A 19,282-nucleotide genomic window follows, 5' to 3' on the forward strand; every position below is an offset into this window, starting at 1 on the left:
AGTGTGAAAAATGGTTCGAAAATTTCGGAAAACAAAATGGAATCATCAACTTGCCTATATCTTCGTCATCTCATTGCTGCTTCAAGCACTGATTGGCTCCGGTTTGGTGCAGGCGGAGGAATCCTCCGATACAGGGAGATCGGCCCCAGCCGGAGCCGCAGCTCCCGCAGCTTCACCGGACGTTAATCCGGCCCTGAAGCTGGTACAAATTACAGCCGGTCTAGGCCATACGGTGGCTCTCAAAAGCGACGGTACGGTATGGACTTGGGGAGATAGTCTTCACGGCAAGCTGGGAACCGGCCCGAACGTATTTCGCTATGCTCCCAATCAGGTGAAGGAGCTGTTCGAGATTAAGGCTGTTGCGGCCGGGATGAATCATACCCTCGCATTGCGCAAGGATGGAACGGTGTGGGCGTGGGGTCAAAATAATAAAGGACAGCTCGGCGACGGAACGTTGGAGGACCGTCCTGTGCCGTTTGAAATTCCGGATCTGCGGGATGTCGTAGCGATTTCCGCAGGCAATAATTCTTCCATCGCGCTCAAGAAGGATGGAACGATAGTCACTTGGGGCGACAATGAGAAGGGACAGCTGGGCGATTCCACGAACGAGAACAAGCTCAAACCGAATCAATTGGCTTATCCTACGAATGTCATTGCGGTTGCGGCAGGCGGTAACCATATGCTTGCTCTGCTTACGGACAAGACGGTCGTCGCATGGGGAGACAACACCTATGGGCAGGCAGGGGACTCCGTCACGGAAAGCAAGACGAACCGGCCTACCAGGGTCAATTATACCTATGACACCAAGGCGATTGCCGCCGGAAGCAACTTCTCCATGCTGATGAAGGAAGACGGCAAAGTGTGGACTTGGGGTTACAATGTCTCCGGTCAGCTGGGCAACGGCAATACGACGGACAGAAAGTTTGCCGCTGAAGTCACTGGGGTTACCGATGCGGTTGGCATTGCTGCGGGGAATTCTCATGCAGTGGTTCTTCATAAGGACGGAAAGGTCAGCACCTGGGGGCTGAATAACTACGGTCAGCTGGGTACAGGGGATTACAAGGACAGCGTCATTCAGCAATATGTCGATAATTTAAAGGATGTTGTGCTGATAGGCTCAGGGCACTTCCATTCTCTTGCTGTAAAATCGGATGGAACGGTGTGGGCATGGGGGAACAGCGCCTTGGGACAGCTGGGGGATGGAGCGGCTGCAAACCGGATTTTACCTACGCTGGTGCCCAGATTTTCTTTGCTGGTGAAGCCGCCGGATCCTTCAATGGAAGGACATTACAGCTACGTCAATAACCAGAACCCCAGAGGATTGGCTGCCGGGGACGCATTTACAATGGTATGGAAAAACAACAAGCTGTGGTCATGGGGCGAAAACTTATACGGTCAGTTGGGGCAAGGACAGAACGTCGGCACGAACAAGCCTGCGGAGGTTTCCGGACTTACTCAGCTTACGGCTCTAGCCGCAGGCTCCGGCCATGCCGCTGCGCTAAATAGTGACGGAACCGTATGGGGCTGGGGCTTGAATCTAAGCAGCCAGTTAGCTGATACGGCTTCTCTCGGAAGAAATCTTCCTTCGGCAATGGCCAGGTGGAAGGATATTACCGACATAGCGGCAGGCAATGCGTTTACGATTGCTCTGCGCAAGGACGGGACGGTCTGGGCTGTCGGAGACAATACCTTCGGCCAGCAGGGCGATAATACCAGTACGACCCATTCCGACCCGGTACAAATTCCGGGACTGATGCGTATAAAGGCTATTGCCGCTGGCTTCAACCATGCTCTGGCACTGGCTGATGACGGTACGGTATGGGCATGGGGGGATAACAGCAACGGCCAGCTGGGAGATAATACGACGCTGTTAAAGCGTACGGCGCAGCAAATCGTTGGCTTGGAAGGCATACAAGCAATTGCGGCAGGAAAGAATCATTCCATTGCCCTCAAATCGGACGGCACGGTGTGGACATGGGGTTATAACGGGTTCGGTCAATTGGGCGACAGTACGACGACAAATCGGCTGATCCCGGTTCAGGTTGCCGGAATGACCAAGGTCACTGCGATTGCAGGCGGAGCATTCCATACGCTGGCTGTGCGATCAGACGGCACGGTATGGACGTGGGGGCTTAATAACTTCGGCCAGCTCGGCGACGGCACGAAGACGAATCGGACGCGTCCCGTGCAGGCCCAGGGCATCCAGGGGGCGGCATTCGTTGCCGCGGGGAGCTCCCATTCCGCTGCGATGTCAGCGGATGGCACGGTGTGGACATGGGGAGGCAACATGTCCGGTCAATTGGGCGACGGCACGTACGTGAACCGTACCGTGCCCGAGGCGGTGACCGGCTTCGTTCGCTCCTTGAGCGATACGGCCGGTCACTGGGCGGAGGCGGCGATTGCCTCCGCTGTGGAAAAAGGCTATGCCGACGGTTATCCCGACGGCAGCTTCCGGCCCAACGGCACGGTAACCCGTGCCGAGTTCGCCAAAATGACCGCAGCCGCCCTGCGGCTTCCCGTAGCGTCGGCTGCGGCGGATGATTCATGGTACAAGCCTTACGCGGATGCATTAAGGAAGGCAGGATACATCACGCAGGCCGATTTGGCTTGGAACGAGCCGATTTCACGGTCGGAGATTGCGGACATAGCGGTCCGTGCAGCGAGCAAAGAGCTGCAAAAGCCGAGTACAGTCATTACACCTGCCTTTGCTATGCAGACGGCCGTGCAGAAAGGAATCCTACAAGGCTTGGATAACGGCCGACTGGCTCCAGACGAATCGACGAACCGGGCACAGGCGGTGACGATAATAGAACGGATCCTTACGTTGAATAGCGGAGGCAAGCTGCCTGTAGATGAAGCTGCGTTGAGCAGCGCGATGAATCAGCAATAAAGGAATTGGTTACAAAAGGAAGCAAGGGCTTGTTATAAACCTCTGCTTCTTTTTCTATTTTACCATAATTTATAAATAGAGAGACTCTCCCGTCAGCCGTCAAAATCGGCTTCGAAGCCAAGGTTCCCAGTTTCCGGGGGTGTTATGTCCTAGTGCCCGGGCTCCTAGCTAATCTAGTGAAATTTAAATTGACAGTACATGAAGTCCGCCATACAATGAGCAGGAATGCGTCATAGTCATTTCATTCCAATACATAAAGGGGAAGATCGATTTGAAGCAATCGCTTTCTTTTCGTCAAGACGGTACATTCACCATCGTTCAATTTACAGACGTTCATATGAAATCCGGAGGGGAGGCCGACGACCGGACGCTTTCCTTAATGAAAAAGGTGCTGGAGACGGAACGTCCCGATCTTGTCGTCTTCACGGGTGATGTGATCGAAGACAAGCATTGCGACGATCCCTTACAAAGGTTTCATAGGGCAGTCTCGGTCGTAGATAACGACAAAATCCCTTGGGCCGTCGTATTCGGTAATCATGATTCCGAAGCCAAAATCACCAGAGAAGCATTAATGGAAGCCGTTCAGCCCTATGAATTCGCATTAGCGGAAGCAGGACCGGAGGATATCGGGGGAATCGGCAATTATGCTCTATCCGTCAACGATGCCCGCGGCCATGCGGCAGCTTCGCTGTATTTTTTTGATTCCGGCAGTGTATCGCCGCTTTCCCATGTAAAGGGCTACGGATGGATTGGACGGGATCAGGTGTCGTGGTATGAAGGAATGTCGAGAGAAAGAACCAGGTCCAATAACGGCGTTCCGCTGCCATCCTTGGCCTTCTTCCATATTCCATTACCGGAGTATAACGAGGTATGGCAGCAGGAGGTTTGCTACGGCAGCAAGAATGAAAGGGTATGCTGTCCGCGCATTAATACGGGCCTTTTCTCCGCGATGGTTGAAATGGGAGATGTGATGGGCACCTTTGCCGGTCATGACCATCTTAACGATTACTGGGGAACGAAGCAGAGCATCCGGCTATGCTATGGCCGGGCTACAGGGTTTAACACGTATGGGCGTGACGATTTTCAGCGAGGGGCAAGAATCATTCGGATGCACGAGGGCAGGAAAGAGTTTGATACGTGGCTTCTGCTTGAAGACGGTACCCGAGTAATGGAGCAGCCAGAGCATCAGCCTGAATACGTGCATTTGTATTAAGAAGCAAGAGCATATCAATGGAAAAAAGGCGTCCCCCGCAACAATGTGGGGACGCCTTGCTTAGATTGCCTTAACGGGAAAGCGCCGGGTCTGGCTTTCCGAGAAACTTCCAGAATGTTCCCCCGAGAAGATCCTCCACGTCACGGCGAATTTCTTCTTCCTCCAGTCTCCATCCGGATGCGAGCAAATCGCTGTATTTGTCGCTAAGCACTTTAGCAATAATTTCACGGGAGTGATCCCATTTATACAGCAGCTGATCAAGAATACGGCAGTCCGAATGCTGAGGAATTATGCTGCCGCCCAGTAGCTCAAGACGCATACGAGTGATTTCTTCAATCAAGCTTGGATTGTTCAGGAACCACCAGCAGCCGAAGACTAACAGATTGCGATTTTTACGTGCTGTAACGGCCAGCTCGTGCTGATTCTCGCGGGAAAGCATGGTCACGAGGAATTTGACATCCTGATATTTACTTACGATACGTTCGACCGCACCGATATCGCTCTTGCCCAGGCTATCTCCCGCATCCTTAAGGGATGGATTGACCTTGCGTTTCACCCCGATCATCATGGCAAACGGAATGCCCGCCTCGCGTGCCACCGGCACGATACATTCATCAATAATTCGTCCTCGTACAGAAGGTTCCGGGTAAGCAAAGTCGTTAGGCAAAGAAACGGCCATGTACAACGGGTTCATTCTGGCGATCCAATCTTTAAGGAAACGGCGAATTTCCTCCATGGTGCTTCCGGACAAATCCTGTTTGACGTCGTAGCCTTGCTCAACCAGCTTCGACCAGCTTGTATCCCACAGGTTAAGCAGCGGATCAATCCGTAATGCCGCAAGGAAACGAGGGTCCTGCTCGGCATTCTCCGCCCATTTGCTCTGCTCATAAGCATCGAAAGGATCATTCGTCATCACAACGGTTTTTACTTTGGCCAGCTCCAGGATACGGTTGATATACTCGGCGGAGCTGACATTACGGAAATATTCGCGATAAGAGTTTAAATCACGGGATTTCAGATCAAATCCAAGCCGATGAAGAACGGTAACTACACCGCGGCAAGCTTCGCTGTATGGCGAATGCTCGATAAAGAGCGTCTGCCAGATCAGATCTGCTTGCTCCTGCTTGCTCATCTTCCAGAAAGCATCATAGGAAAGGTCGGAACGGAAGCGGAATGTCTCAGCAATCAAATAATGATAAGTAAGGAGCTCGTCCACACCCCATAATAGCAGATCCCCAAAGGATTCGGCGAATAAGTGGGTATGTATGTCGGTAACTTGGGTGTTTCGAACGGTCTCCTGCACGAAGGAAACAAGCTGTTCATGGGTTTGAATAGTCATAAATGAGAGCCTCCCGCAAAATAAGTTTATGTTAACGTGAACAATGAACTTATTATAACATTTTTTTCGGTATAGGCATATACACAACCCAACACAATTCGTCCCAGCATACCATAAACCATGCATCCCAGCGTGCATAGGATTCAAGAATGGAGCCGAAAACCGGATGGATAAGTCTAGTTCGTTGGTTATGATTCTCGTGCTCTTCATATTATTGCTAATTTTGTTTGTCGTCTTATTGTGAAGATGAAGGCAATCGGGCAAAAATAAAACAGCCTTTTCCCAAATGTAGCAGGGAAAGAAGGCTGTTTTATTATGGATTTGGCCCATTAGAAACCTTTATATTGAGGTTCTTCGTTTTCCAATTGCTGAATGCGGCCGTTGATTTGGTCCACTACGGATTGAGTGGTCTTAGCGGCTTGCTCGAACATCGTCTTTGCTTCTTGATTTTGAGTGCTCAAGGCGAAAGTTTCCAAGCTTGCTTGTGCACTTTTCAAGGATGCCAGGGTCGTTTTTACGTTAGATGCTACTGTCATTTGTTTCACCTCCTCTTCAAGTCCTCTACTAATGTGCGCAGGAAAAAAACATCTAATTACTGTAACAAAATGGGAAAACTATTGGAAAAAACTAAGGCCGCAAACCTTTTATAACGCTGCGCCTTTTGACAAATAATTGTTTAGTAAAGTAACTCGTTTGAAAAGGAGACTATGGAAATGGAATGGCTACATATCGCTTTAAGGTCGTTGGGCGCAATTGCCATGCTGTTCTTGATCACTCGTTTGCTTGGAAAAAAGCAAATATCGCAGCTTACCTTCTTCGAATATATAACCGGCATTACGTTAGGGGAGCTGGCAGGATTTATTTCTACCGATTTGGAAAATCATTACACACATGGGATCACGGCTTTGCTCGTTTGGTTTCTGGTGCCGCTCACCATAGAGCTCGTTTCCTTGAAAAGCGTTACCCTTCGCAAATGGTTTGAAGGCAATGGAACGGTTATGATCAAGGACGGAAAGGTCATGGGGAAAAACCTGAAGAAAGAGCGCTATACAGCGGATGAGCTGTTGGAGCAGCTTCGGAAAAAGAGTGTATTTAACATCGCGGATGTGGAGTTTGCCGTTTTGGAATCCAGCGGTGAGCTCAACGTGCTTCTGAAGAAGGAGAACCAGCCGCTCACTCCAAAACAGCTGGGCATAAAAGTCGGGCCGGAGAAGGAGCCGCAGACGGTCATTATTGACGGCAACATTATGGACGAGCCGTTAGCTACCGCTGGTTTCAGCCGTGCATGGCTGCAGGCGGAGCTGGAGAAAATAGGGGTTACCAAAGATAATGTATTTCTCGGCCAGGTAGATTCTTACGGATCGCTCTATGTGGATTTGTATGACGACATGCTTCAGGTACCGGCCAATAATGAGAAGCTTCTGTTACTGGCCAACTTGAAAAAATGCGAAGCCGACATCTCGCTGTACGGATTGGCGACCAACAGCAGCGAGGCCAAAATGATGTATGAGCAGTGCGCAAGACTGCTTCGTAAGGAAATTGTCAATCTCATTCCCGTATTGAAACGATAAAGTCGACTTCTTAAAGGCATTCCATCGCAAGGATGAGAAAGGATGTGGAACCATGGCTGTAAAAGCAAAGCAAAAAATGACGTGGACCCAAGAGGAATATCAGGAGCTGGCCAAGAGAAAAGAACCGCCCAGACCCGTGGTGAAAAACTGCCTTAGAGCTTTTTTGGTCGGAGGGATTATTTGCATTATCGGTCAGGCCTTGATGGAGCTTTTCATAAGAGTGTTCGGATTTACCGAGAAGACGGCAGGCAATCCTACGGTTGCCGTCCTGATTTTTATCTCCGTCGTACTAACCTGCTTCGGTGTATACGACAAGATCGCTCAATGGGCGGGAGCGGGCTCGGCCGTTCCGGTTACCGGCTTTGCCAACTCCATGTGTTCCGCAGCATTGGAGCATAAGAGCGAGGGGATTGTGCTTGGCGTAGGTGCCAATATGTTCAAGCTTGCAGGCTCGGTTATTGTATTCGGAACGGTCGCCGCTTTCGTGATCGGGATCATTCATTTACTCTTTGGAATGGGGAGGTAATCGGATGCTGCAGGGTCATCAAAGCTGGATATTCCGCAACAAGCCTGTCATCCAGGCTACGGCTACGGTTGTAGGCCCGGACGAGAGCCAGGGACCGCTTGTGAATGATTTTGATATTGTTCACGGCGATCTTACCTTAGGGCAGGATAGCTGGGAGAAAGCTGAACGAAAGCTGATGGAGGAAGCAGGCAAGCTTGCCATTGAGAATGCCGGACTTACTAAAGAACAGATCCAGTTTTATGTCGGCGGCGACCTTATGAACCAGATTATAAGCAACACATTCGCTGCCCGGACGATGTCCATCCCTTATCTCGGCATATTCGGCGCTTGTTCCACCTCGATGGAAGGGCTGGCAATGGCTTCATTAATAGTGGACTCCGGCTCCGCCAAGTACGCTATGGCCGGAACCTGCAGCCATAACTGTACATCGGAAAAGCAGTTCCGGTATCCGACCGAATATGGCTCGCAAAAGCCTCCCACAGCACAATATACGGTAACTGGAGCGGGGGCCGCCGTCATTTCCCGGCATGGTAAGGGACCTGTAGTGACCGGCGCAACAGTTGGACGGGTTGTGGATATGGGAATTAAGGATCCGTTCAATATGGGGGCCGCTATGGCTCCTGCCGCTGTAGATACGCTGCAGGCTCATTTTCGGGATTTTCAGCGGGAGCCGGGCTATTACGATCTTATCGTAACAGGCGACCTGGCTTCCGTAGGCTATGAAATTGCATGCGAGCTGCTGGAGAAGCATAAGGTTCCGATGAATCAAACCATTTATAAGGATTGCGGTCTCATGGTATTTGATGTGGATAAGCAGGCCGTAATGGCTGGAGGCAGCGGCTGCGGGTGCTCCGCCGTCGTTACGTATGGACATATTATGAAAAAGCTGCGCAAGGGTGAATTGAAGAGAGTGCTGGTTGTAGCGACCGGTGCCTTGTTATCTCCGCTATCGTTCCAACAAGGCGAAAGCATTCCATGTATCGCTCATGCGGTAGCCATAGAAAGCGGGGAGGAATAAACGTGGATACAGTCATGCATTTTGTATGGGCGTTTGTCATTGGAGGTGCTATCTGTGTTGTCGGGCAGCTGCTGATGGATGTAGGCAAGCTGACCCCGGCTCACACCATGAGCTCCTTGGTTGTAGCGGGAGCGGTATTGGATGGGGTTGGGCTGTACGAGCCGTTCATCAAGTTTGCCGGCGCAGGCGCTACAGTGCCAATTACGAGCTTCGGTAATTCCCTAGTTCATGGCGCTATGCAGGAGCTAAAGCTCCACGGTGCGATTGGGATTATTACCGGTATTTTCGAGGTGACTAGCGCAGGGATCTCCGCGGCGATCATCTTTTCCTTCCTGGCAGCCCTTGTCTGCAGACCGAAAGGATAACCAGGTTGAGTCCCCATAAAAAAACTTTGATTTTCGTACAACACGAATGTTGGCAAATTAGGCTCCGGGATGCTTCCCGGAGTATTTTTTTTGGTGCAGAGCTTACCTAAGCAGGTATGACGGCAAGCAATAGGAAGAAAATGCACCAAAATGTGTAATTTTACAAACAAATTTAGCATTTTTACATGTATACTGGCTTTTTTGAATCTTGTAAAATAGAATGAGGACCACTATAGGTAAAAACCTACACTTTTTGAATACCTCAAGGAGGATCAGGATCATGGAGCCTATCGTAAAAGAAGACATACAGACTATAAAGCGCATTCAAGCGAATTTGGAATCTTGCATCCTCGGCAAGACGGATGAGATTAAGCTTCTTTTGACAGCGATGCTGGCGGGAGGCCACGTGCTGCTCGAAGATGTACCGGGAACAGGGAAGACTGTATTGATCAAATCGCTGGCCAAATCGATCCGCGGCCAATTTAGGCGAATCCAATGCAATCCTGATTTACTCCCGACGGATATTACGGGGGTTTCTATATATCATCCGAAGGATGAAGTTTTTATTTTTCGTCCGGGTCCGATCATGACCCACATCTTGCTTGCGGATGAAATTAACAGGGCAACCACCAAGACGCAATCGGCTTTACTTGAGGCTATGGAAGAGCGGCACATTACGGTGGACGGGGTAACTCACGAGCTGCCCAATCCGTTTTTGCTGCTGGCAACGCAAAATCCGATTGATTTTGAAGGGACTTATATTTTGCCGGAAGCTCAGCTCGACCGCTTTATGATGAAATTCAGTCTCGGTTATCCGGATGAAGCCACCGAGACCAGAATGATCCAATCCCAAAGTGTCGTTCATCCGGTTGAGCAGCTGCAGCCTGTCGCAGAAGTAGAGGAAATTCAGGGAATCCAGCAGCGCGTCAAGCAGGTTCATCTGGATGATGCGGTAGCGGCGTATCTTGTAGCCATTACCCGCCAGACCAGGGAGCACCCGGCTATCTTCCTCGGGGCAAGTCCTCGGGCTACGCTGGCTTTGGTTCAAGCATCCAAGGCATACGCGCTGTTGCAGGAACGGGATTATGTCATTCCCGACGATATCAAGTTCTTGGCGCCGTACGTGCTGGGCCACCGCATTTTGCTTCATGCGGAAGCGAGAATGGATGGAACGACGGTACCATCCGTGCTGCAATCTGTATTCCAGCAGGTTAGAGTACCGATCCGTCTGGAGAAATAAGCATGATGAGGGGATCGGTCATGCAGAAGTTGACGGAGAGGCAGCGTTTGAGCAAGCAATTCTGGGCGGTGCTGGCCAGCTTTCTTATCAGCTTGGGCTTCCTTCTGTTTCAGGGCGGCAAATTGGCGCTAATGGTATTTGTCATCATAAGTCTTCTAAGCGTTTATTTGCTGCTGGGCCAATGGAGCGGGATTAAGCGAACCCAGGGAACAAGAATCCTGAGCAATATTGATCATGGGGGAACGTTGGAAGCAGGGAGCAGCCTGGGCGTAACGATTCAGCTGCAGATCCCCGGATTTTGGCCGATGCCGTATATATTTGTGAAGGATCGGCTGTTTCACAAGAATGGAACGGAGCTCGAATTCGAGGCCACGATCGTTCCCGATTGGCGCCGCCGGGGCGAATGGGAATACCGTACCCCTTCCTTGCGCAGGGGCATGTACAGCTTCGGAACGACGGAGTGTGTAACGGAAGATATCTTCGGCTTGTTCGAGCACAGCGGGAATTTAAAGCTGCCGCACAGCATTGTCGTTCTTCCGCAGACCATAGCGATTCGGGAGTGGCAGCAATATCACCAGATGATGAAGGGGACCAACCATCATTCCACAACGACCCGGGCTGTCAGGGAAACGACGCAGATTAACGGCGTACGGGAATATATATATGGCGACCGCCTTTCCAGAATTCATTGGAATGCGACAGCGAAGACCGGGACGTGGAAGTCCAAGGAGTTTGAAAGGGAGTCTCTTCCGAAGACCTATCTTATTCTGGATAGGGAACGCAAGGGGTATAACGATCCGGATCAATTCGAGCTGGCGGTATCGGTTGCCGCCTCCTTATTTCAATACGGGACGACCCGCGGACTTGCCTTGGGACTCCTGTCTACCGGGGCGGACGATGTGTATTTCGAGCCAAAGCCGGGACAAAATCAACATAAAACGGTGCAGCAGCATTTTATCCAGGTGGAAGCAGACGGGAATTATTCCTTGAAGCAGGTCATAAGGGAAAAAGCGCAAAATCTGGTGCCAGGAAGCTTTATAGCACTGATTACGCCTGTCTACGGCGAGCCGATGCTGCAAATCATCAGCTTGATGAAACAGCTGCAGCTCAATCCATGCCACATGTGGCTCTGCACAGACCCAGCTAATAAAGAGAAGTGGCTGAAGCAGCTTCAGTCCATAGGCGTTGCCGGATACGCTATTCAGTCGTTAAGTGAGCTTCCGGTCTTGTTGGGAGGTCGGAGCGGATGAACGAACGAGTATCCTGGTGGCGGCGGTTGTTGTTCCATGAATGGCCCCACAGGTTAACTGTACTGCTGGTAGGCATATTCCTGCTACAGTATGTGCTGTGGTTCATGAAGGAGGATCATCTCTGGCTGCCAGAGACGGTTGTCATTGTAGAGCTGACCTTGCTGGCAACGCTCATTCTGGAGCACTTCTCCAGAATCCACTGGCTGCTGCGGAGTCTGGTCCAGCTATTGCTCATTATTGTCATCAATAAGCAGGTGCTGTATTCCTATCAAGTCATAGAGAACATGACGGTACAGAGCTTTTTTTCATCGCGGTTATTTTTAAATTTGTACCAGCTTACCCCTTATCTCTGGTTCAGCTTGGCGGCCTGGGTGGCGTATCTTGCTTTCATATGGTGGGTAGAGGTCAAGTGGCGCGTCTACGTATTGATGCTGGCCACCGTCATTATCATGTGTATTCGAGATTCCTTCTCGAGCGTTTATTTGTGGCCGCAGGTCGCAATAACAATCGGATGCGGATTGTTCTTACTGATCTTGAGCCATTTCCAGCAGCTGCGTAAGAAAGACCCGACGGCCTGGAGCTATCTGGCGGATTACCCGGCCTCGATTGCCATTCCCATCGTCTCGCTGATCAGTCTAACTGTAGTGGTTGGAGCTATTATGCCTGAAGTGGGCCCAATGGTCACAGACCCCTACACAGCTTGGAGGACGATGCGCGGGGAGTCGGTTAATTTTACTACCGGTAAAGGGATCGAGGTTGCAGCCTCATCCGGCGATACTTCTTCCGGTTATAGCCGGAGTGATGCTGCGCTGGGCAGCGGGTTTCAGTTCGACTACACCCCTGTTATGAGCGTGGACACCACGCATCGCAGTTATTGGAGGGGGGAAACCCGAGCCAACTATACCGGAAAGGGCTGGGAATTAGGGGATAATGATAAACGGGCCGCAGCCACCGCGGTACGTCCTGATGCCATATTGGCTTCGGATCCCCGAAGTGCAGGCAGCAAGATGAAGACGATTGAGGTCAAACAGACCGTAAGTGTACTGTCCGAGGACGTGTACCCCGTATTATTCGGTGCGTACGATATTCAGAAGGTCATCGATCTCAATGGAGGAAAAACCGGCTTCGAGCCCCTGCTATGGGCGCCTTCACAATCGGAGCTCAGATTGAACGCTGCCCTCAACCAAGGCTATCCGAAAACGTATACGGTTGTTTCGCAAATGCCCATCATCGATGAAGAAGGGTTGAGGAAGGTCACCGATACGTCTGTGCGGAGCGATATGGGGGAATATTTGCAGCTTCCTGATCAACTGCCCGGCCGGGTACGGCAGCTCGCCGCAGACATTACGAAGAATGCGCCGACTCCATACGATAAAGCCAAAGCTATTGAAAAATATTTGCGAGAGAATTATCCCTATACGAATAAACCTGATTTAAGTAAAGGACGCAGCAAGGACTTTGTGGATCGCTTTTTGTTCGAAATAAAGGAAGGGTATTGCGATTACTACTCCTCTGCTATGGCTGTACTATCCCGTTCGGTAGGGCTTCCGACCCGTTGGGTTAAGGGCTACGCCTCAGGGCAATCGTCCAACATAGACGAAATGTTCGGCATGTTCGGCGAGGAATCACTTATGGACCCGGACGCCGCGGGAGTGTATACGGTGCGGAATGCGGATGCGCACTCATGGGTAGAAGTATATTTCAGTGGCTGGGGCTGGGTACCGTTCGAGCCAACCTCCGGATTTACGCTGCCTCGGGCAGTTCAAACCGAAGAAATTTCCTTTGAGCCTTCCGTCGTTCCTGAGGTTACGCCGTCTGAGCCTGAACCGACAGTACTTGAACGGCATGGACATGTTGCAGGTATTGTCATAGCTGCAGTGATTGCGGCAGCCGCTATTGTGCTTCTGATTCGAAAATTTCAGCTAGTGGAGCTGATACAAGAGAAGCTTGAACGCAGACGCGCATCCTTATTAAAGCAAAAGGTTATTATTGAATGCGAAAGACTGCTGCGCATATGCCGCCGCAACGGTTACGTGCGGTACGAGCATGAAACGCTGCGCGAAGCGATGCGCCGCTGGTCCCAGCAGAGCAAATGGATGAAATCCGACCTGGAGCAGGTGTTGGCTGTATTCGAAAAAGCGAAATACAGTAAAGCGGAGATCTCGGAAGAGGAATGGCAGCATACGGTTGCCGTTGTTGAAAAACTGCGTTCGCAATTTTGATGAGAGAAGGAGACGTGTGCTTCAACGCATGCGTCTTTTTTTTGCCATCCTTCAGAGGGGTAAGCCCCTTTCATAGAACCAGCCGCAGCTTCTATGAACATATGTACAATCTCTGCCCGCATACATTTTTTAAGGCGAACATTATGAGCGGGAGAAGGGATGCTTGTGAAAATCAATGCGGTTTTCGAAGGCGGCGGAGTCAAGGGGATAGCACTGGCAGGAGCGGTTCACGCGGCGGAGCGTAAGGGGCTTACCTTCCATCAGGTGGCTGGGACGTCATCAGGGGCCATCGTTGCATCATTAGTAGCGGCGGGATATTCCGCTGAAGAGTTGAAGAATATTATTATGGCGACCCCGTTCAGCTCCTTTATGCAGCGTGCACCCGTATTTAATGCAAAGATCATCGGCCCGCTTACCCGGCTATTTTTGAAAAAAGGATTATATTCGGGAGAGGCGCTCGAGCGTTGGATTCACCAGCTGCTTCTGGCCAAAGGGATACGCACGTTCAGCGATTTGAAAAAGAACCAACTCCGCATTATCGCATCGGATATTTCGGACCGAAGGCTTCTTGTGCTGCCGGATGATATTGAACAGTACGGGATTGACCCCAAGCGATTGCTAATCTCCAAAGCCGTTCGTATGAGCACGAGCATCCCTTATTTTTTTGACCCCGTCATTATTCGTAAGGCTCCCAGCAAAAGAGCGCCCAAGCAGTCGTTCGCGGACCAGTTCGCATATATTGTGGACGGAGGGCTGCTGAGCAATTTTCCTCTCTGGATTTTTGACCAGGACCACACTCCTAAGGCAGAGCAGCTTATTCCTACGATCGGCTTCCAGCTTGTAGGGAGAGGAACCGGGCAGCCTAATACAATTTTCGGTCCGGTGACTATGTTTAAAGCGTTATTCTCCACTATGATGGATGCCCATGATGAACGTTATATCGAAGAAGCGAACCGGTTTCGGACCATCAAAATCCCGACATTAGGTGTAAGCGTGACCGATTTTGACATCTCTAATGAAAAAAGTCTGGAGCTGTACGAAGCCGGATGCCTGGCTGGAGAAGCCTTCCTGAATAAATGGAAGCTGATGGATTACAAAATGGGCTTCGAGCAGCATGTTCTTCGAAGAAAAATCAAATAAACACAAAATAGCCCCGCAAAGAGAGGGAGAGTTTCCGAAGCTAATTTCTGGGGCTGATTCTGGTGTTCCGCGGGGAGCACGGAATCTGTCAGTTCCTTTATGCAAAAAAAACGGCGACCCTGTCGCCGTTTTAATGATATTTGGGGGGCTCGTCAGAGCTCCCTTTATTGCCGTCGATAACGCGAAATGTTGCGTTGCGAGTGCGTCTTTCTTTGGTTCTTCCGCCGCTTTTGGCAGAGAAGGCGGGCTTGCGCCAACGATTTGGCGGATACTTATACAGCAGGAAGATAACGCTAAATACCAAAATGGGGATGATCAATTGCAAAGCTTTGGAGGCGATCCCGATCAAGGCTAACCCCAGAACAACATAGGTGGCTATGGAAAAACGCTTTTTCATCGCTGCCCCTCCTCTAATCCATATTATGCTCTTGCTTCTTTATCTAATTCTCTCATACGGTTGAAAGAGGCGATGGATACTTCGACCATGGAATTATCCGGCTGCTTGGTCGTAAGCATCTGCAGCCACAGCCCGGGATAACCCAGATAACGAAGAACAGGAACTTCCCGCAGGCTGTTCGTAAAGCGCAGCACTTCGTATGAGACGCCAATGACTACAGGTAATAATACGATCCGTTGGACGATACGTTCCACAAAAGAATCATACGTAAAGAAGGAATAAATAATGACGCCGACCAGTACGGTGAATACGATAAAGCTGCTTCCGCACCGGTAATGCAGCGTGCTGAATTTTTGTACATTTTCGACCGTCAGCTCTACTCCGGCTTCATAGGCACTGATGACCTTGTGCTCGGCTCCGTGGTATTGAAACAGGCGTTTGATCATCGGTGTTAGGGAAATAAAGTAAATGTAGCCGATTAACAGCACGATCTTGATTAATCCCTCGATCAGGTTGTGCCCGATTTGATTCTGAAACAGGTTAGCAAATAACAGCTGCTCGATAATAGGAGGGATGAGCGTAAAGACGAATTTACCGAATATAAAGGAAATGATCCCCACAACCGCTACGCCCAGGATCATGGATATACGTCCGGTGACCGATTCCTTTTTCTCCTCCTTCGGTGTACCGCCCCCTTCCTCCTCAGCAAAGGCTTCCGCCGAAAAATTAAGATGCTGGGCGCCTTTGGCGCTAGCTTCAATAATGCCGACAATGCCGCGGATAAACGGTATTTTCTTCAAGACTTTGACCCAACCGATTTCGGTCTTGGGAACCTCCAGGTACTCGATAGTATTATCTTTTCGGCGAATGGCCGTTACGTTAACAGTTTGGCCTCCAAACATGACCCCTTCAATCACGGCTTGGCCACCGTAAATGGCACATGGTTTTTCATTTTGCGACAAAGACTACACCTTCTTCTGATAGAAATAAAATGGCGACTCTACATTATTGTATCGGATTCAAAGAGAGAATGCCACCGTTTAGGGGACAAATATTTGTATATACTAACGGTATTCCGCTGCAAGAATGCGACATCATTTCCTTGCTTAAGATAAGAAGGAAGCGCAGGCGTTGCAAACGCGGGGGCAGAACATGAACATAAGGTTTGGCCTAGAACGCAGGCTGGTCCGGCTGAACCAGTGAGGAGGAACGACATGAACGATCCAAGAGCCAAAGCACCTTCCAACCGTTGGCTGTTTTCATTAAATATCGGTTTTTTTGCGGGTTTGATATGGGGCGCAGTGAAAATGCTGGAGCATTATCTTCATTTTACCAGCTTGCCTCCGGGCTTTTTGGTGGAGCATTTTTATAAACGGTCATTTTTAAACAGCTTTGAAGGCTATATGGTAGGATGGGTCACGTTTATTGTTTTCTCTATTTTTGCGTCCTTGCTGTATACAGCCTTCTTAGCCAAAGCGACCGGGCCATGGCCGGGAGTTGCCTATGGAGCAATATGGTGGGCGCTTATCTTTTTGCTGATCGGGCCGATAACCGGGATGATGAATTGGATCGCTTTTCTCGACTGGAACACGATCATTACAGAGGTCTGTCTGTTTATTGTGTGGGGATTATTCATAGGGTACAGCCTGGCTCTGGAATTCAATGACGAGCGGGAAAGAGAGCCTGTCGATACGGGACAAAAGAATCCACAGCCGGAATAATTCAGGGACTGCTTGCCTAACCGCAAAAAACAGTTCTCAAACAGAAGAAAGTTATGGTAAAATAATCGGGTGTGTATTTCTGTATGTTGATGAAACGTATTGGAGGGACCGGCTTGAAAAAAATTTTGGTATTAAACGGTCCGAATTTGAACATGCTCGGCGTTCGCGAGCCAGGCGTGTATGGAACCACATCGCTTCAAACGATTGAAGAGCGGCTGACGAAGCTGGCGGCAGAGCTGTCCGTGGAATTGGAATGCTTTCAATCCAATCATGAAGGGGCCCTAATCGATAAGATCCACGAAGCTTTTTCGGTCAAAGACGGCATCGTGATGAACCCTGGAGCGTTCACGCATTACAGCTATGCGATTCGCGATGCAATCGAGGCAGTTCGAATTCCGACAATTGAAGTACATATATCGAATATTCACAAAAGAGAGGCGTTTCGCCATGTATCGGTGATCGCTCCCGTCGCACTCGGCCAAATTGCCGGTCTGGGTGTGGACAGCTACGAACTGGGACTTCGCGCCATGGTAAGCCACCTCAATTCTTTGGAGGGATAACCTAATGCAGCAAGCACGTATAGAACGCCTTCGCACGGTTTTGCAAGAGCAAGGTTTAAAGGCGCTTTTAATTACTAACGAAACGAACCGCCTTTATATGACGGGCTTTACCGGTTCATCCGGCATGGTGTTAATTTCCGAGAATAAAGCGTACCTGTTGACAGATTTTCGCTATATGACTCAAGCCCCGGCTCAAGCCGTTCATTATGAGGTAGTCGAGCATGCTCCGAACCCGTTGGAAACGGTAAAGGATCTGCTTGTCAAGCTGGGTATAACCAAAGTAGGTTTCGAGCAAAACGATATGACGTTCGGAGCATACCAGAGTGCTGCCAAGGCATTAAGCGGCATTCAATTGGAGCCGACCGACGGGCTTGTCGAGAAGCTTCGGGTCATTAAGGACGATGCCGAAATAGCCGTCCTGCAGGAAGCAGCCGATTTGGCAGACCGCACCTTCACGCATATCCTGAATTTCCTGAAGCCCGGTGCCAAGGAAGCGGATATTGCGCTTGAAATAGAAATGTTCGTCCGCAAAAACGGAGCGGCTTCTACGTCTTTCGAGACGATCGTCGCATCCGGCGAACGATCTGCGCTTCCTCATGGCAAAGCGAGTGACCGCCTCCTTCAGGCGAATGAATTTGTCACGCTGGATTACGGCGCTTATTATAAAAGATACTGTTCCGACATTACGAGAACAGTGGTAGTAGGCAAGCCAACGGAAAAGCACAAAGAGATTTATCAGATTGTTCTTGAAGCGCAAATGACGGCTTTGGACAAGATCAGACCCGGGATGACTGGCCGCGAAGCGGATGCAATCGCAAGGGATATTATCCAGCGGCATGGTTACGGCGATTATTTCGGTCACGGAACGGGGCATGGTCTGGGAATGGAAGTTCATGAAGCGCCGCGGCTTTCCAAGAACGGAGATACGGTTTTAACGCCCGGAATGATCGTAACGGTTGAACCCGGCATTTATTTGCCAGGCTTCGGCGGAGTTCGCATCGAAGATGATATCGTCGTTACAGAATCCGGAATTAAAATATTGACGCATTCAAGCAAAGACTTGATTGCCTTGGATTAACATCTTGGCGGAAGCCTGAAGGCGAATGGCCGGCAGGAATTCTGCTCACATTTTTAGGGAGGTATTTTTCAGTGGTATCAGTAAACGATTTTAAGACAGGCTTAACAATTGAAGTTGACGGTGATTTGTTCACTGTAATTGATTTTCAACACGTAAAACCGGGTAAAGGCGCAGCTTTCGTTCGCTCCAAATTGAAAAACCTGCGTAACGGCAACACCGTGGAACGTACATTCCGTGCGGGTGAAAACGTAGGCCGTGCACATATCGAGAACCGTGAAATGCAGTACCTGTATGCAAGCGGTCAAGACCATACATTTATGGATACGGAAACTTACGACCAATTCAGCTTGCCTGCTAAGCAATTGGAGTGGGAATTGAACTTCTTGAAAGAAAACATGATGATCCATATCATGAGCTATCAAGGCGAAATCTTGGGAATCAACCTGCCGAACAGCATTGAGCTGAAAGTGGTTGAAACGGAGCCAGGCATCAAAGGCAACACGGCTACCGGCGCTACCAAAAACGCTAAGCTTGAGACCGGCCTGAATGTACAAGTACCTTTGTTCATTAACGAAGGCGATGTATTGCTGATCGATAGCCGTGAAGGAAAATACATCTCCCGCGCTTAGTCTCACCCGACTATAGAAACCTGCCATCCGGGACTGTTGACAAAGTACGGCTAGGGATTAAATTCCCTAGCCGTACTTTACTTTTGGCGTATTTCCTCCTGAATTATTACGATTTTCGGTGGC

The 19,282-nt window shown here is 50.0% G+C and carries 18 protein-coding genes; 14 read left to right on the forward strand and 4 right to left on the reverse strand.

All coding sequences use genetic code 11. From position 1 onward, the window contains the following. Positions 1 to 10 precede the first annotated feature (10 nt). Together GGC63_RS24125 and GGC63_RS24130 are read left to right on the forward strand one after the other, a co-directional pair. The gene (locus tag GGC63_RS24125; protein WP_192704495.1) at positions 11 to 2,890 is read left to right on the forward strand and encodes an S-layer homology domain-containing protein; all 2,880 of its coding nucleotides are present in this window, start codon (positions 11 to 13) and stop codon (positions 2,888 to 2,890) included. A gap of 271 nt (positions 2,891 to 3,161) precedes the next feature. Beyond that, the gene (locus tag GGC63_RS24130) at positions 3,162 to 4,103 is read left to right on the forward strand and encodes a metallophosphoesterase family protein (RefSeq protein WP_192704496.1); all 942 of its coding nucleotides are present in this window, start codon (positions 3,162 to 3,164) and stop codon (positions 4,101 to 4,103) included. 70 nt (positions 4,104 to 4,173) lie between these two features. Here the strand turns inward: GGC63_RS24130 and GGC63_RS24135 are convergent, their stop codons facing one another. Both GGC63_RS24135 and GGC63_RS24140 read right to left on the reverse strand, forming a co-directional pair. Continuing rightward, positions 4,174 to 5,442 carry a glucuronate isomerase gene (locus GGC63_RS24135; protein WP_192704497.1) on the reverse strand — a complete coding sequence of 423 codons (1,269 nt, stop codon included), beginning with the start codon at positions 5,440 to 5,442 and terminating at the stop codon, positions 4,174 to 4,176. A gap of 329 nt (positions 5,443 to 5,771) precedes the next feature. After that, the gene (locus GGC63_RS24140; protein WP_079910824.1) at positions 5,772 to 5,978 is read right to left on the reverse strand and encodes a DUF1657 domain-containing protein; all 207 of its coding nucleotides are present in this window, start codon (positions 5,976 to 5,978) and stop codon (positions 5,772 to 5,774) included. Between the two features lie 177 nt (positions 5,979 to 6,155). Here GGC63_RS24140 and GGC63_RS24145 point away from each other — a divergent pair, with 177 nt between their 5' ends. From GGC63_RS24145 to GGC63_RS24180, 8 genes are all read left to right on the forward strand, one after another. Continuing rightward, positions 6,156 to 7,013, forward strand: a complete 858-nt coding sequence (locus GGC63_RS24145) for a DUF421 domain-containing protein (protein WP_412973890.1) — start codon at positions 6,156 to 6,158, stop codon at positions 7,011 to 7,013. A 52-nt stretch (positions 7,014 to 7,065) separates the two neighbouring features. Next, the gene (gene spoVAC, locus GGC63_RS24150; RefSeq protein ID WP_192704499.1) at positions 7,066 to 7,539 is read left to right on the forward strand and encodes a stage V sporulation protein AC; all 474 of its coding nucleotides are present in this window, start codon (positions 7,066 to 7,068) and stop codon (positions 7,537 to 7,539) included. A gap of 4 nt (positions 7,540 to 7,543) precedes the next feature. Continuing rightward, positions 7,544 to 8,557, forward strand: a complete 1,014-nt coding sequence (gene spoVAD, locus GGC63_RS24155; protein WP_192704500.1) for a stage V sporulation protein AD — start codon at positions 7,544 to 7,546, stop codon at positions 8,555 to 8,557. Between the two features lie 14 nt (positions 8,558 to 8,571). Further along, the gene (gene spoVAE, locus GGC63_RS24160) at positions 8,572 to 8,922 is read left to right on the forward strand and encodes a stage V sporulation protein AE (protein WP_079911052.1); all 351 of its coding nucleotides are present in this window, start codon (positions 8,572 to 8,574) and stop codon (positions 8,920 to 8,922) included. A 280-nt stretch (positions 8,923 to 9,202) separates the two neighbouring features. Then, complete coding sequence (locus tag GGC63_RS24165; protein WP_192704501.1) at positions 9,203 to 10,162, forward strand: AAA family ATPase; 960 nt, start codon at positions 9,203 to 9,205, stop codon at positions 10,160 to 10,162. Positions 10,163 to 10,182: 20 nt separating this feature from the next. Next, positions 10,183 to 11,412, forward strand: coding sequence for a DUF58 domain-containing protein (locus GGC63_RS24170; protein WP_225948453.1), 1,230 nt, complete (start codon positions 10,183 to 10,185; stop codon positions 11,410 to 11,412). Further along, the gene (locus GGC63_RS24175) at positions 11,409 to 13,634 is read left to right on the forward strand and encodes a DUF3488 and DUF4129 domain-containing transglutaminase family protein (protein ID WP_192704503.1); all 2,226 of its coding nucleotides are present in this window, start codon (positions 11,409 to 11,411) and stop codon (positions 13,632 to 13,634) included. The genes GGC63_RS24170 and GGC63_RS24175 overlap by 4 nt, the downstream gene beginning before the upstream one ends. 165 nt (positions 13,635 to 13,799) lie before the next feature. Continuing rightward, on the forward strand, positions 13,800 to 14,774 hold the full coding sequence (locus GGC63_RS24180) for a patatin-like phospholipase family protein (RefSeq protein WP_192704504.1): 975 nt from the start codon (positions 13,800 to 13,802) through the stop codon (positions 14,772 to 14,774). A 130-nt stretch (positions 14,775 to 14,904) separates the two neighbouring features. Here GGC63_RS24180 and GGC63_RS24185 read toward each other — a convergent pair whose 3' ends face one another. After that, on the reverse strand, positions 14,905 to 15,171 hold the full coding sequence (locus GGC63_RS24185; protein WP_192704505.1) for a hypothetical protein: 267 nt from the start codon (positions 15,169 to 15,171) through the stop codon (positions 14,905 to 14,907). A gap of 23 nt (positions 15,172 to 15,194) precedes the next feature. Further along, on the reverse strand, positions 15,195 to 16,073 hold the full coding sequence (locus GGC63_RS24190; RefSeq protein ID WP_412973892.1) for a DUF1385 domain-containing protein: 879 nt from the start codon (positions 16,071 to 16,073) through the stop codon (positions 15,195 to 15,197). A 312-nt stretch (positions 16,074 to 16,385) separates the two neighbouring features. Between GGC63_RS24190 and GGC63_RS24195 the strand changes: the two genes are divergently transcribed. The 4 genes from GGC63_RS24195 to efp all read left to right on the forward strand — a co-directional run bounded on the left by GGC63_RS24195 (position 16,386) and on the right by efp (position 19,159). Next, positions 16,386 to 16,892 carry a YqhR family membrane protein gene (locus GGC63_RS24195; RefSeq protein WP_192704507.1) on the forward strand — a complete coding sequence of 169 codons (507 nt, stop codon included), beginning with the start codon at positions 16,386 to 16,388 and terminating at the stop codon, positions 16,890 to 16,892. 113 nt (positions 16,893 to 17,005) lie between these two features. Beyond that, complete coding sequence (aroQ, locus tag GGC63_RS24200) at positions 17,006 to 17,452, forward strand: type II 3-dehydroquinate dehydratase (RefSeq protein ID WP_192704508.1); 447 nt, start codon at positions 17,006 to 17,008, stop codon at positions 17,450 to 17,452. Positions 17,453 to 17,456: 4 nt separating this feature from the next. Further along, a complete protein-coding gene (locus GGC63_RS24205; RefSeq protein WP_079910814.1) occupies positions 17,457 to 18,530 on the forward strand; it encodes a M24 family metallopeptidase in 1,074 nt (357 codons plus the stop codon). A 71-nt stretch (positions 18,531 to 18,601) separates the two neighbouring features. Continuing rightward, positions 18,602 to 19,159 (forward strand): elongation factor P, encoded by a 558-nt coding sequence (gene efp / locus GGC63_RS24210; protein ID WP_079910813.1) that lies wholly within the window; start codon positions 18,602 to 18,604, stop codon positions 19,157 to 19,159. The last annotated feature ends 123 nt before the right edge of the window (positions 19,160 to 19,282 follow it).

The sequence above is a fragment of the Paenibacillus sp. OAS669 genome (genome assembly GCF_014873645.1).
GTDB lineage: Bacteria > Bacillota > Bacilli > Paenibacillales > NBRC-103111 > Paenibacillus_S > Paenibacillus_S vulneris.

Bases quoted from the DNA above. Each gene is read 5' to 3' on its own strand.
- GGC63_RS24145 (WP_412973890.1), top strand. From the start codon at position 6,156: ATGGAATGGCTACATATCGCTTTAAGGTCGTTGGGCGCAATTGCCATG.
- spoVAC (WP_192704499.1), top strand. From the start codon at position 7,066: ATGGCTGTAAAAGCAAAGCAAAAAATGACGTGGACCCAAGAGGAATAT.
- GGC63_RS24190 (WP_412973892.1), bottom strand. From the start codon at position 16,073: ATGTTTGGAGGCCAAACTGTTAACGTAACGGCCATTCGCCGAAAAGAT.
- GGC63_RS24205 (WP_079910814.1), top strand. From the start codon at position 17,457: ATGCAGCAAGCACGTATAGAACGCCTTCGCACGGTTTTGCAAGAGCAA.
- spoVAE (WP_079911052.1), top strand. From the start codon at position 8,572: ATGCATTTTGTATGGGCGTTTGTCATTGGAGGTGCTATCTGTGTTGTC.
- GGC63_RS24135 (WP_192704497.1), bottom strand. From the start codon at position 5,442: ATGACTATTCAAACCCATGAACAGCTTGTTTCCTTCGTGCAGGAGACC.
- GGC63_RS24140 (WP_079910824.1), bottom strand. From the start codon at position 5,978: ATGACAGTAGCATCTAACGTAAAAACGACCCTGGCATCCTTGAAAAGT.
- spoVAD (WP_192704500.1), top strand. From the start codon at position 7,544: ATGCTGCAGGGTCATCAAAGCTGGATATTCCGCAACAAGCCTGTCATC.
- GGC63_RS24125 (WP_192704495.1), top strand. From the start codon at position 11: ATGGTTCGAAAATTTCGGAAAACAAAATGGAATCATCAACTTGCCTAT.
- GGC63_RS24195 (WP_192704507.1), top strand. From the start codon at position 16,386: ATGAACGATCCAAGAGCCAAAGCACCTTCCAACCGTTGGCTGTTTTCA.
- GGC63_RS24175 (WP_192704503.1), top strand. From the start codon at position 11,409: ATGAACGAACGAGTATCCTGGTGGCGGCGGTTGTTGTTCCATGAATGG.
- GGC63_RS24165 (WP_192704501.1), top strand. From the start codon at position 9,203: ATGGAGCCTATCGTAAAAGAAGACATACAGACTATAAAGCGCATTCAA.
- GGC63_RS24170 (WP_225948453.1), top strand. From the start codon at position 10,183: ATGCAGAAGTTGACGGAGAGGCAGCGTTTGAGCAAGCAATTCTGGGCG.
- GGC63_RS24185 (WP_192704505.1), bottom strand. From the start codon at position 15,171: ATGAAAAAGCGTTTTTCCATAGCCACCTATGTTGTTCTGGGGTTAGCC.